We start from the raw sequence: 13,861 nt of genomic DNA on the forward strand, positions 1-13,861 counted from the left end.
TTTATTTGATCGTTTCTACCACGTTACCGCAAGTTAGCATAGAAGAACCGTAGTACGGATTCTTAACTGCTTTTTCTTTGCTTAACCAATCTGCATCTGCCATTGGGCAATATTGTTTGTAGATTGGTTCACTTGGGGTTGAAACTTTTATTAAATCGTAAGTGCTTTTAGATAAAGACTTAAAAGTCTCACGCTGTTTTTTAAGATCTGTTGTTGCTGAAATACTTTTGGCATCAGCAGTTAATTTTTTAACTACTTTCATCCAAACGGTATGTTCGTTGCTTTTTAGTTTGTCCATTTTTACGGCAGTAATAGCAGTCAATAAAGTTGCAGCTTTCGCCGAAGTTAGTTTGCTATCACTTTTAATAAGTGCATCTTTTACAGAAAAATAAGCATCATAAACAGATTGTAATTGAGAATCTGCCATTTCAATTTCTGTTAAGCCAGAATTATTCGTTTTTGCCTGAATCGTATTTGCAGTAAATAATACTGTTACTGCCATTGCTAAAGCTATAATTGATTTTTTCATTGTATATAATATTTGGTAAAGGATTTTTAATTCCTTTAAAATTAATTAAAAAATTTGATTTTAAAAAGACCCAATATGGGCTATCACAAATGCAAACAATTATATTTTCGGCTTCAGCCAGATAGAAGTAAATCCTGAAGAAATAGTAGAATTACTATAAGAGGAAATTGTATTTTTTAGGGAAAAATTGAAAACATCGTTTTGTAAATCAAAATCATTTGAAATCAAAAGAAGGTTTAATGTTGAGGTATTACAGCCTGAGTGACGGCACTTTCCTTCGCAATTATGTTTTTCTTGTTTTGAAGTTTTCTTTTCACAGCATTTTTGAGAACAGCTGTTTTCTTCTTTAACGACAATTTCTTTTGAGTTTCCATTATGGCATGCGTAAGTATAACTCGGATTCAAAAAGAAACTAAGTGTCATAAAAAGCATTATTATGTGGATTTTCTTGCTCAAAGAAATTGTTTTTAGAAATGCAAATTTAGTTAAAAATGCTTGAGAAAATTATTTTTTAAGATTTCGATAACTAGAGTTTTTTGAAATCGGTGGGTTTCATGTTTTTACGTTTCTTGAAATAATTGGTCAAATGGCTTTCGTCTGTAAAACCAAATTCGTACGCGATTTGTTTAATCGGCAATTGATTGTTATGAAATCTTTTTTCGATTAAAGTCAATCGTAAATTATGAATGTATTCGCGATAACTAATGCTGAAAGTTCTTTTAAAATAGGCACTAAAATAAGTTTGAGCAATATTAAAATGTTCTGCAATTACCTTTATCTGAACCAATTTTGGCTGATAAATATTCTGATGAATGTAATTAGCAATTTGTTCACTATCCAAATGAGTCGATTTCATCTGTAAATTCATCCCTCGGATTGTTTCTTTAATTAAACCAAAAAGGGAAAGAATTTGATAGAAAACGATAGGAGATGAGGTAACGTCTATATAATGTCCATACGTTACAATATTTTCAACTGTGTTTTTTAGAATCGTTTTGCAAGGTTCGTCAAACTTCAAAACAGTTTCTTTTAAGATTTTATCGCGCATGAAACTTTCTGGAGTATTTACTAAAAATTCATCGCAAGTAAGATTCTGTTTTGAGTTGAAATAATTATCAGTGAATTTGATAAAAATGAATCGGGTACTTTTCTTTATATCAAAATAATGTTCATCATCTGGAGAAATAACAAATAGATCTCCTGCTTTATACGGCAGTAGATTATTATTTAAGTGATGTATGCCACTTCCTTTCTTTATATAAATGATTTCGTAATACGTATGCGTATGTGGAGGAAGATGAAATTTCTCTTCTTCAAATTCATCCAAAACAAGCGTTTTAAACTGATTTAATTTCGGCATAACATAAATGTACAATTTTATATCGCAAATTTACAACTTTTTTTAAGGTTAACGGTGTTAATTTTGCCTCGTAGAAATCTATTCCTTTCTACAATAATCAAAATGAAAAAAAGTCTTATTGCACTCTCTTTAGGAGGGTTAACTATTGGTATTACAGAATTTGTAATGATGGGATTACTCCCAGATATTGCTTCAGATATGAAAGTGTCAATTCCGGTTGCTGGATATTTAATTTCGTCTTATGCACTTGGAGTTGTTATTGGAGCGCCTTTGTTAGTAATCGCAGGAAGAAATTATGCACCTAAAAAGATGCTTTTAATTCTAGCTTTAATGTTGGCAGTTTTCAATGCGTTGTCAATTATAGCTCCTAATTATAATATTTTATTTGCTTCTCGATTTTTATCTGGATTGCCGCACGGAGCATTCTTTGGAGTGGGAGCGGTAGTCGCAAGCCGTTTGGCAGATAAAGGAAAAGAGGCACAGGCAATCTCTATAATGTTTGCAGGTTTAACAATTGCGAATTTAATAGGCGTGCCAATTGGAACCTATATTGGCCATCATTTTATTTGGCGATATACTTTTGTATTAATTGCTATTGTAGGCTTATTAACCTTTCTGGCTATTTATTTATGGATGCCAAATCTTGAAAAAGGAGAAAGTGTAAACATGAAAACACAGCTTCAGTTTTTTAAGAAAACAGAGGCTTGGTTAATTATCGGAATTACAGCAATTGGTTTTGGAGGTCTATTTGCTTGGATCAGTTACATTGCGCCTCTTTTAATTAATGTATCGAAGTTTTCGCCAGAAGATGTTTCATCTATCCTAATTCTAGCAGGATTAGGAATGGTAGTAGGGAACTTTGTGGGAGGTAAATTGGCAGATCGTTTTTCACCAGCTCCAACAACATTAGCACTTTTGCTTGTTATGTCTACCGATTTGGTTTTGGTTTATTTCTTCTCATTCAATCAATACATATCTTTATTTCTGACTTTCTTAACGGGTGCTATTTCGTTCTCAGTAATTGCGCCAATTCAGATGCTGATGATTCGTACCGCAAAAGGAGCAGAGATGATCGCTTCGGCTTCTCTTCAAGGAAGTTTTAATATTGGAAATGCTTTAGGCGCTTTTCTTGGCGGATTGCCTTTAGCAGCGGGATTCAGCTATTCTTCTCCTAATCTTATCGGAGTTGTGATGTCGGTTATCGGAATGGTCATCACATTCGTATTGATGAGGTTACATCAAAAGCAATTGCAGTTGCAGCGTATTTAAACACTTAGAATTTAATTTTTTTAAGCCCTTAACTTTTGTTTAAGGGCTTTTTTGTGCTTATAAGAATGCAATCTTATAGTCAAAATTACCTTTTCTTCGATCTCATTAATCTTATTTATAGGTAAAATCATGGCAATTTTTAAAACATGAATAAAAATTTTTCATTTTTTTTGGCTTGATTTTAACTTTTTAAGTGTAAAAATAACACCTAATATTTTTGTAAGTAATATTCATGTAATCGATTGTTTTTTTTATAAAAATAAAATCAAATGAACGATTAATAATAATATTATTAATATTTTATACTGTTATAAATTATATATGTGATATAAAAAAGCAGTAAAATTTTCAATATGTAATTTTTTTTATGAATTTTTTATGAATTTTTATTTTTCGTTTTAAAAAAATATCTATGTTTGTGTAATCGATTACAACTTTATTTTTAACCTTCGAAATCGATTAAGTTATAAGATGGAAAACAGAGCAAGAATAAAGCTTTGTAGAGGAGGTAAATAAATTACTGTTAAATAAAAACCACAAATATTAACTATAAAATGAATTGAAAGTAACCACAAAAAACCACTTAAACCAAAAAGAAAAAACTTTTAATAACTTAAACAATCAACCATGAACTTTAAAGAACTATTAAACAAAGGAGCAAATTTTTGCTTTAAACTTGTTTTCTTACTGTGCTTATTGATCGGTAGTCAAGTACACGCTCAGGGCACAACGATAGAGGGAACCGTGAAGGATGCCGCGGGACTTTCTCTTCCTGGGGTAAACGTCTTAGAAAAAGGAACTAAGAACGGAACTTCTACCGATTTTGACGGGCATTACAAAATAAAACTAACCAATCCGAAAGCCGTATTAACCTTTTCTTTTATTGGGTTTCAAAGTCTTAGTATTTCTGCAGAAGGAAAAACTAAAGTAAATGCAACATTGGTTGAAGATGCTAATAACTTAAATGAAGTCGTTGTAATTGGATATGGAACTTCTAAAAAATCTGATTTGACTGGTGCAGTTTCTACTATCTCAGGAGCAGATTTGAAAAAAGTGCCAGTAGCAAATGTTGCTGAAGCTTTAACAGGTCGTATTGCAGGGGTTCAAGTTACTGCGTCTGAAGGTTCGCCAGATGCTGATATTCGAATTAGAGTTCGTGGCGGTGGTTCACTTACTCAAGATGCTTCACCGCTAATTATTGTGGATGGATTTCCGGTCAATAGTATGAATGATATTTCTTCATCTGATATTGATACGATGACTGTTTTAAAAGACGCTGCTTCAACTGCAATCTATGGATCACGTGGTGCAAATGGGGTAATTCTTATTACAACAAAAAAGGGTAAAGACGGAAAAATGGCAGTAAATTTCAATATGTTCTATGGTATGAAAACTATGGCTAATCAAATTGATGTTTTGTCACCTGAAGATTATACGAAATGGCAATACGAATATGCTTTACTTTCTCAAACAGGAACAAAAGTGCCTTCTAACCCAGATTCATACACTAAGTATTTTGGAAATTGGGAAGATCATGACATGTACCAAGGACTAAAGGGAGATGATTGGCAAAAACAGATTTTTGGACGTACTGGTGAGGTTCAAAGCCGTGATTTAGGAATTAGAGGTGGAACAGACAAGCTGAACTACAATTTTAATTATGCTCATTATGATGAGAAGGCAATCATGATAGGTTCAAACTATAAAAGAAATAACTTAGCATTAGCATTAAAAAGTAAATTAAGTGATAAGATAGATGTTGGTTTTACGATGCGCTATTCAGATACTGAGGTTGACGGTGGTGGTGTAAATGAGCAAAATGAAAAGTCTTCATCAGATTCTCGTATGCGTACTATTGTAGGATATGCACCACTTCCAGTAGCAGGTTTGACTTCAGAAGATGTAACTGGAGATGGATCTAATGTATTAATAAATCCTTTTAAATCTGTTTCAGATAATGATCGCCAACAGTTCCGTAAGAACTTTAATATGTTAGGAAGTTTTGGATGGGAAATTGTAGATAATTTAAAATTGAATGTAGATTTAGGTCTTGATAATTTTTATAACCAAGATTATCGTTTTTACGGATTGACAACATATTACGTAGCTAACGCACCAAAAGCTGAATTGCAGGATATGCCTGCAATGATTATGTCAGACAGTAAGGATAGACGTTTTAGAAATGCTAATACGCTGAATTACGATTTCAAAAAAATAATGGGAGAAGATCATCATTTGACTGCTCTTATAGGAGAAGAAAGTATTTCAACTAGCTCAAATACTTTGACTACTACGATTCATGGATATCCAACGTTTTTTGATTTCGAGAAAGCAAAAACACTTACAAGTCAAGGAACACCACAAGCGGTAGATAATTACTATAATCCAGATGATAAATTATTGTCGTTCTTCGGACGCGCTAATTATGATTACAAAAATCGTTACATTTTCTCAGCTACTTTTCGTGCTGACGGATCTAGTAAATTTCAAGAACAAAATCGATGGGGCTATTTTCCCGCATTTGCTGCAGGATGGAAAATCTCAGAAGAAAGCTGGCTGAAAAATCAAAGCTGGTTAAGCCTTTTAAAGGTTAGAGCAAGTTATGGTGAAGCAGGAAATAACAATATTCCTGTTGGACAGCAAATTCAAATTTTTCAATCGACACCAACAACTTGGATTAATGGCGTTACTAGTGTTTGGGCTCCTTCAAAAACAATGCCTAATCCAGACTTGAAATGGGAAACTACAGTAACTCAGAATCTTGGTTTAGATTTCGCATTTTTCAAAAACCGTTTAAGTGGTAATTTTGATGTCTATAAAAATGTTACAAGTGATTTGTTAATTAATTTCCCAGTTCCAGGATCTGGATATGATTATCAATATCGTAATATGGGAGAAACACAAAATACAGGTTTCGAAGCTACTTTAAATGTTGTAGCCATTGAAAAAGCTAAATATGGTTTGAATTTTTCATTCAATATGTCAGTAAACAAAAATCGTATTAACTCATTGGGTGTTATGAATAATTTTGGACAAGCGACTGGTTGGGCTTCTTCACAAATTGGAGATGATTACCTAATAGAAGTTGGTTCTTCTTTGGGAGCTATGTATGGCTATAAAAATGATGGAAGATACGAAGTTTCTGATTTTGACTATGTTGGAGGGAAATATGTTTTGAAAAGCGGCGTAATTTCTACTGCTACAACTTTAGTAGGAGACGGAAGTTCGCTTAAACCTGGAGACATGAAATTAAAAGATGTTAATGGTGATGGTAAAGTAGATATAAACGATAAAACAATTATTGGAAATGTTAATCCTAAAAGCTCAGGAGGTTTTATTATCAACGGAAACGCTTATGGATTTGATTTAATGGCAGCTTTTAACTGGAGTATTGGCAATGAAATATATAATGCAGATAAAATTGAATTTTCTACAGCTACTGCTTCGGGGGAATATAAGAACTTAAATTCTACGATGGCTGATGGAAAAAGATGGACTAATCTGGACCCAGCAACAGGTCAATTAGTAACAGGTAATCCTGAAGCTTTAGCCGCTCTTAATGCTAATACAACTATGTGGTCTCCATATATGAGAACTGCTATATTTACTGATTGGGCAGTTGAAGACGCATCATTTTTAAGATTAAATACTTTAACATTAGGATATACAACTCCTGAAATGTTTACATCTAAACTTGGAATTTCTAAATTAAGATTCTATTTGACAGCAAGCAATGTTTTTGTTTGGACTAACTATTCAGGTTCTGATCCTGAAGTTTCAACAAGAAGAAAAAACCCGCTTACACCAGGGGTTGATTCAAGTCCTTATCCAAGAAGCAGACAAATGATTTTTGGAATGAACCTTAATTTCTAATTTAAAAGACTACACAAAATGAAACATAAAATAATAATAGCAGGATTGATTATTTCGGCTTTATTTAGTTCTTGCCAGCAATTTGAAGACGATTATTTAGATACAGATGCACCATCAACATTAGATCCATCATTGATTTTTTCTGAACCTGACCTTGCTAAAGGAGCAGTTGATGGAATAAAAGTGCCATTTGCTGAGACAAACTCTTATAGAGGGAGATTTTTACCATACTATGGATTAAATACAGATACAGAATGGTACAATACCTCACAAACTGCAGGAGATAAAGCAGATTTGTGTGTTTACGATGCGAAGCCAAGTAATACAGAGATGAATACAACGAACAATGCTTATTCAATGATGTTTTCAGGTATCGAGCGTGCTAATGTTTGTATTACAGGAATGCGTCAATATGGAAATCCTAAACCAGGTACAGAAATGGGGCAGTTATTAGGAGAAGCTTTAACGCTAAGAGCAATATACTATGCCGATTTGCTAAAAGCATGGGGAGATGTTCCTGCTCGTTTTGAGCCTATTACCACTGCAACTTTATATTTGCCTAAAACAAGTAGAGATGTTATTTACAAACAATTACTGGCAGACTTAGGTGAGGCATCAACATTGGTTGCGTGGCCTAATGAAACTTCTTATACAAGTACTGTAGAACATGTAAATAAAGCTTTTGTAAAGGCATTTAGAGCACGTTTAGCTCTAGTAGCAAGTGGCTATCAGCAATATCCTGACGGAGTAAGAAGAAGCAATGATCCAGAACTTTCAGTTGCTAATATGTATGCATTGGCATTAAAAGAATCTCGTGAAGTAATTCAAAGTGGCTCTGCTCATTTAGAATCTACTTTTGAAGGATTATGGAGAAAATATAATCAAGAAATTACGAATGCAGGAGGCGAATCTCTTTGGGAACTTCCTTTTGCTGATGGTCGTGGACGTATGTTGTTTACGTTTGCAGTAAAACATACTTCACCAAGTGATCAGTTCCAGCAAAATGGTGCAAACCGTGGCGGGGTGGCAGGTCCTTTACCGTTTGTTTTCTACGATTATGATCAGACAGATTTGCGTAGAGATGTTACCTGTGTGCCTTACAAATGGGGTACTGCTGTAGCTGGAACTCCTTATCCTATTGCTAAGCAAGAGTTAGCAGGATTAGATACCTGGTGTTTTGGTAAATATCGTTACGAATGGATGACGCGTAGAGTTACTTCTGATAATGACGATGGTGTTAATAAAATGTACATGCGCTATGCTGAAGTGCTTCTTATTGCGGCTGAAACAGCAAATGAATTAGAAGGTCCTAGTGCTGCAATGCCTTATTTAAAGGAAATTAGAAGAAGATCATTCTCTTCAGCTGATCAAGCAGTGAAAGTGGAGAACTATGTAAATAATTTAACGAGTAAAGAAGCAATGTTTAATGCTCTTGTCGAAGAAAATAAATATGAGTTTACAGGAGAAATGGAACGTAAACAAGCACTTATCCGTTGGAATTTGCTTAAAGCAAACTTAGACAAGGCTAAACAAAAAATGGCAGACTTATCTGCTCGTACGGGTGATTATGCTAATGTACCGTCAACTTTATATTATAAATATAAATCTGATAATGTAAGCTTAGATATTTATGGATTAAATAGAGGAGAAACTACAAACCCAGGAGCTACATATACAGCTTTTGCATGGACATGGACAGGAACTGCTGCTGATGCAAAGATAGCTTCATTGTATAAAGTGGGAATGAATCCTGATAACAGACAATTCTGGCCAATATGGCAAGTGTTTCTTGATGGAAGCAATGGTCAGTTAAAAAATGATTTTGGTTATTAAAATCTTTAATAAATTAATAAGTTATTATGATGAACACAAAAAATATATTTAGAGGACTAATAACCATATTATGGCTTGCATTTGCTGTTTCAAGTTGCGAAAGTTATAATGAAGAGTTGTTAGACGGTATAGGAAATACAAGAGAATTTTCTCCTATCGGGCTCACAGCCAAAATTAGAAATTCAACTACAGTTGAATTAGACTGGGGGGTGAAAGCAGATGAAAATCCAGATCATTATGTGGTAGAATTTAGCGCAGATGATCCAGAGTTCAAGACTATTTTTAAAACAATAAATGTTACACCTAGTCAACTACCAGTACAAGTAGCTTTAGAAGGAGAAACTACTTATTCGATCAGAGTAAAATCGGTAAGTGCAGCTGGTCTTGAAGATTCTAAATGGTCTATTACGACTGCAACAACATTATCTGAGCAAATTTTCTTTCCAATTAAGGATGAAGAGATTCAAGCTACATCTGTTACTTTAAGATGGACACCAAATAGTAACGTAACTCATATTTTGCTTCAACCGGGTAATCTGAATCATACCATAACAGCAGAAGAGAAAGTGGCTGGAGTGGCAGTTGTTACTGGTTTAACTCCTGAAACAAACTATGATGTCACATTAAAGAATGGAACTAAAACTAGAGGAACACTTCAATTCACAAGTGGTGTTGATCTTACGAATGGTATTATAGTAAATCCGGGAGATGACTTAAATGCTAAAATAGCTCAAGCATCAGCGGGATCACGACTATTGCTTATGCCTGGTAATTTTCAGACAACAGGAGAGGTGATTTTAAATAAAACACTTATTATTAGAGGTGTAAGACCAGAGAATAGACCAATATTGAATGTGAAATTTACCATAAATTCGGGTCTTGTTAATCTTTCGTTGATGGATTTAGAATTAAAAGGAACAGGATTAAATAATGCTGCAGTTGTAACTGTATCAGGAGCTTCTTCTAATTATGGAGATATTTTAATAACAAGATGTGCAATCCATGATTATACTCGTGCATTAATTGCTGCGAATGCGTCAAATTCAAAAGTAGCTTCATTTACGGTTGATAATAGTATTGTTAAGTCAGTAAATACAAATGCCGGAGCTGATTTTATCGATTTTAGAAATTCACATGTGGCAAGTATAATACTTAAAAACAGCACATTTGATTCATGTTCTACAAGTCGTGATTTTGTTAGAGTAGACGGTGTTGTTCCTGCTAATGGAGGTTTTTCTGGTACTGGTTTAAAGACTACAATTTTAATTCAAAATTGTACACTTTACAATGTTTCAAACCTAACTGCGCCAAAAAGAATTTTATACGTGAGATTTTTAGATAACAGTTCAACAGTAATGAATACTTTGATTGTGTCAACATCGGCTATTTATACAAATCATGCAGCTACAGAAACTCCTGCATTTAGTAAAAATTATTACTACACAGCTGAAAGTTTTATGGATGCTACTATTCCTTTAAACAAAGTTGATGCAACTGGAGTAACAGCAAACCCACAATTTGTTGATGCTGCAACAGGGAACTTTAAAGTTCAAAACCAAACAATGATTGACAATAATATTGGAGATCCTCGTTGGTTAAAATAAAAAAATCGTGGTTGATTAAATAGAAAAAGCGGGATGCAATTTATTTTGTAATCCCGCTTTTTTAGTTTTCAGTTATGGGGGTAACTGAAATTGTAATGAAAACTAAAAAATCATTCTATAAATAAATCAAATTTTTCTAATAAACCCGCAAGCGCCGTATGAGAAACCTTTGTTCCTTTAATTTTATTTTCTGATGGATCAAATGCATAATTTCTTGAACTTCTAAAATCGGTTTTTTCTAAAATGCTTTCCACGAAAGTGGCACCAGAAAGATCACAGTTTTTAAAAATGGCTAAAGATAAATCGGTGTTGGAGAAATCTGTTTCTTTTAAAGAGCAGTCTGTAAAATTGGTTTTCTTCAATTTTTTGTAAATAAAGGTTGAATAGTCCAGAACGGAATCTTCGAAATTCATGGAAAATAAAAAGCTGTTGCAGGCACTAAAGTCAAGTCCCATCAATTTACAGCCAACGAACTTGATATTTTTCAATCCTGTATTTTTTAAAACAGCCAACGAAAGATTGCAGTTTTTAAAAGTAGAATCCATGAAATCATTATGGCTTAAATCGCTTTTAGAAAAGTTGCAGTTAATGAATTCGCAGTTTACAAATTCGGTATTGGCCAAACTTTGATCCGAGTAATCAATCGTTTCAAAAGTTCTGTTTTGGTATAATTTTGATTCCATATAAATTTTTAAAAAGGGCGGGTAAAGTTTTATTCTAATTCGATACAATCAAAAACAGGATTGTTTTGAAGCAATGCTGTAACATTCAATTCACTGTCAACTCTCAAGATATTGTCACAATCTTCGAGATCAAAATTCCATAGCGAATTAGGCAATAATTCATTTAGGAGTACAGAAGCCGATTCAAATTTGGCTTCGCTGTCAACTGAGGTTTTAAAAACATAAATCATAATTTGCATTTTTGAGGAAGCAAATTTCTGAAAAACGTCTACATATTTGTTAGGATTCTTTAATCAATGATTAGGACTTATCAATCAATTTTCGGTATCGAATAGGAGAAATTCCTTCTGTTTTTTTAAAGAAACGGCTAAAGTAAGATTGGTCTTCAAAGCCTACTTGCGTTGCTACTTCACCTACAGAAAGAGTGGTTTGAAAGAGTAAGTATTTTGCTTCAAGCAATATGTTTTCGTCAATCCATTTTACGGCAGATTTTCCTGTAACATTCTTTACACATTTATTCAAGTGGTTTGGAGTAACATTTAATAAAGAAGAATAGTAATTGACCTGATGCTGGGTTTTTATATGATCGTGAATCAGTTCTTTGAATTTTGCTGTTAATACTTCTGCGGCCGAAATATTTTTAACGGTTTTCACAGCATTTTTATTCATTTCATAAAACAAAGTAATTAGGTATGATTGAACGATATTCAGATCTGTAATTGTCGTTTCAGAATATTCCTTTTTCAATCTTTCTAAAATGTTTGTAATTGGAGCTATATCTTCAGCAGCTAGTTTGATTTTTGGATTTCCAGAAATTTTTAAAAAATCAAAATCATTCAGCAATTCACGGCTACCGTATTTTCTAATCAGAATATCGGGATGAAACTGGCAGATATAGCCTTTATGAATGTTGTTGACATTATCAAGCGAAAAAATCTGACCAGCTGGAACCATTATCATTTCGTTGTCTGTTGTGACATATTCCTGATAGCCTAATTTCATAACATGCTGACCAGAAGAAATAAAAATTAGAGTATGGCAAGAATGTTTAGAAGGCGGAACAGGATGCTGCATCTGCATAATCTCTTCAATTTCAAGACAGAAAAAATGATCCGAATTCGATTTGAAAAGCAAATGAATAGGATTGTCTTCTCCTAAAAACTTCTCTCGAAATCCTTTTGGTCCATAGGTCTTTATTTTTTCTGCCTGCTTCTTTTTCATTTTCAATAATATAATCTAAAATCAAGCAGTTTGCAGAGATTGTAATGTTTGGCATAAAGATCTTCAACGACTTCAATTAAATTATCATTTTCCTGATACAGACTAAAAAACGCTTTGTCAATTGTACTGCAGCTGGCAATTTTATTATAAGTCGAACCATAGCCAGAAATAGCTCTAGCGCCAGTAATGTCTAAGAAATATTGTGCTTCTTCTTCGTTTAAGTCTAAAACTTTAAGATTGGCAAAATGAATAATTTTGCCTTTCATTTTTCCTTCAAACAATTCGGCAATTTCTTCAATGCTGTAATAATAATCGTGAAGACAGATGTTGTTTTCCTGACCAGGCATTGCTAGATAAATAATCTCATAATCTTTAAAATTATGATCTTCGTAAAGTAAAATATTCAGACTTTCTTCTAAACCTTCAATCGTGTCGCAAGTTTTATGAATGCTCGAAATGCCTTGGTCAATAGCCAATTCTTCGAGACATTTTACCACATGTGTTGGGGTATGATCGTCTATATCTTTAACGCCTTCAAGGCAGAAAATAAATTTTTCATTATCCATGCAGTTATTCTTTCTGGTTTTAAATTTTTTTACTGGTTTTAGCAAATGTATTTTTTAAATCATAAAATCCAATAGATAAAACAGACTTTAACGTCTTTTTTTGTTTTTAAATTTAGGTTAGAGCAACGTAAATTTTTAAACGTATTTTTGTAAACCGAAAATTAGTTACACATGATACAAATTAACCAAACGGCATCTTTTGATGTTGAAGATATATTATTCTGCTTTGCTCTAGAATCTGAAGCGGCGGAAGTTTTTAAAGGCCACAATGTCTTATTTACTGGAATAGGAAAAGTAAATGCAGCTTACGAATTGACAAAAGCAATTCAAAAGAAAAAACCGTCTGTAATTATTAATCTGGGTTCGGCGGGAAGCAGCTATTTTCAGAAAGGCGATGTGATTTGCTGTACCAAATTTGTTCAAAGAGATATGGATGTTCGAGGTTTAGGTTTTACATTGTACGAAACACCACTTTCTGGTTTACCACCAGTTTTAGAATATGGTTTGTTAATGGATAATCTTCAAGAAGGAATCTGCGGAACAGGCGATAACTTCGAAATGGGACATTGTTCAGACGCTTATAATGTCGTTGATATGGAAGCTTACGCTCTAGCCATGATTGCCATGAAAGAAAATATTCCGTTTTTAAGCTTAAAATATATTTCTGACGGAGCCGATGATAATGCTGCCGAAGATTGGACAGTTCAGGTTCATAAAGCAGCGATTGCTTACGGTAAAATTTTAGGATTGATCAAAGAATCAGAAGCCATTTCTTAGTTGAAATGGCTTATTAGCTTGTTTATAAATCTGTTTTCTACTTTTTTTAGTCTTCACTGATGCGCTATGCAAAATGTCTCTAACTTGTACGGTTTTTTATAAAGAACCCTTTTTAGAATGGCTTAAAATTAGATTTAGTTTTGAAT

At 33.4% G+C, this 13,861-nt stretch carries 12 protein-coding genes; 5 read left to right on the top strand and 7 right to left on the bottom strand.

The features are described 5' to 3' along the window. Position 1: 1 nt before the first annotated feature. The 3 genes from DM397_RS22955 to DM397_RS22965 all read right to left on the bottom strand — a co-directional run bounded on the left by DM397_RS22955 (position 2) and on the right by DM397_RS22965 (position 1,889). The gene (locus DM397_RS22955; RefSeq protein ID WP_111380064.1) at positions 2-529 is read right to left on the bottom strand and encodes a DUF3347 domain-containing protein; all 528 of its coding nucleotides are present in this window, start codon (positions 527-529) and stop codon (positions 2-4) included. Positions 530-628: 99 nt separating this feature from the next. Then, positions 629-985 (bottom strand): hypothetical protein, encoded by a 357-nt coding sequence (locus tag DM397_RS22960; protein ID WP_239457905.1) that lies wholly within the window; start codon positions 983-985, stop codon positions 629-631. A gap of 70 nt (positions 986-1,055) precedes the next feature. Next, on the bottom strand, positions 1,056-1,889 hold the full coding sequence (locus tag DM397_RS22965; protein WP_111380067.1) for an AraC family transcriptional regulator: 834 nt from the start codon (positions 1,887-1,889) through the stop codon (positions 1,056-1,058). 102 nt (positions 1,890-1,991) lie between these two features. Between DM397_RS22965 and DM397_RS22970 the strand changes: the two genes are divergently transcribed. The 4 genes from DM397_RS22970 to DM397_RS22985 all read left to right on the top strand — a co-directional run bounded on the left by DM397_RS22970 (position 1,992) and on the right by DM397_RS22985 (position 10,468). Further along, on the top strand, positions 1,992-3,158 hold the full coding sequence (locus DM397_RS22970) for an MFS transporter (protein ID WP_111380069.1): 1,167 nt from the start codon (positions 1,992-1,994) through the stop codon (positions 3,156-3,158). 627 nt (positions 3,159-3,785) lie between these two features. Beyond that, positions 3,786-7,031 (top strand): SusC/RagA family TonB-linked outer membrane protein, encoded by a 3,246-nt coding sequence (locus DM397_RS22975; RefSeq protein WP_111380071.1) that lies wholly within the window; start codon positions 3,786-3,788, stop codon positions 7,029-7,031. A gap of 18 nt (positions 7,032-7,049) precedes the next feature. Next, positions 7,050-8,864: a RagB/SusD family nutrient uptake outer membrane protein gene (locus DM397_RS22980; RefSeq protein WP_111380072.1), complete on the top strand. Its 1,815-nt coding sequence runs from the start codon at positions 7,050-7,052 to the stop codon at positions 8,862-8,864. Between the two features lie 26 nt (positions 8,865-8,890). Continuing rightward, positions 8,891-10,468, top strand: coding sequence for a DUF5123 domain-containing protein (locus DM397_RS22985; RefSeq protein ID WP_111380074.1), 1,578 nt, complete (start codon positions 8,891-8,893; stop codon positions 10,466-10,468). Positions 10,469-10,578: 110 nt separating this feature from the next. On the opposite strand, the gene DM397_RS22990 is transcribed toward DM397_RS22985, so the two are convergent. The 4 genes from DM397_RS22990 to DM397_RS23005 form a co-directional block, all read right to left on the bottom strand. Further along, the gene (locus DM397_RS22990; protein WP_111380076.1) at positions 10,579-11,151 is read right to left on the bottom strand and encodes a pentapeptide repeat-containing protein; all 573 of its coding nucleotides are present in this window, start codon (positions 11,149-11,151) and stop codon (positions 10,579-10,581) included. A 29-nt stretch (positions 11,152-11,180) separates the two neighbouring features. Then, positions 11,181-11,381, bottom strand: a complete 201-nt coding sequence (locus DM397_RS22995) for a hypothetical protein (RefSeq protein WP_111380303.1) — start codon at positions 11,379-11,381, stop codon at positions 11,181-11,183. A gap of 70 nt (positions 11,382-11,451) precedes the next feature. After that, complete coding sequence (locus tag DM397_RS23000) at positions 11,452-12,372, bottom strand: helix-turn-helix domain-containing protein (RefSeq protein ID WP_239457906.1); 921 nt, start codon at positions 12,370-12,372, stop codon at positions 11,452-11,454. Between the two features lie 2 nt (positions 12,373-12,374). Then, entirely contained in the window at positions 12,375-12,938 is a 564-nt protein-coding gene (locus DM397_RS23005) for a DUF6642 family protein (RefSeq protein WP_111380078.1), read from the bottom strand. 171 nt (positions 12,939-13,109) lie between these two features. Between DM397_RS23005 and DM397_RS23010 the strand changes: the two genes are divergently transcribed. Continuing rightward, positions 13,110-13,715, top strand: a complete 606-nt coding sequence (locus tag DM397_RS23010; protein ID WP_111380080.1) for a 5'-methylthioadenosine/S-adenosylhomocysteine nucleosidase family protein — start codon at positions 13,110-13,112, stop codon at positions 13,713-13,715. Positions 13,716-13,861 lie beyond the last annotated feature (146 nt).

Source organism: Flavobacterium nitrogenifigens, assembly GCF_003254565.1.
GTDB lineage: Bacteria > Bacteroidota > Bacteroidia > Flavobacteriales > Flavobacteriaceae > Flavobacterium > Flavobacterium nitrogenifigens.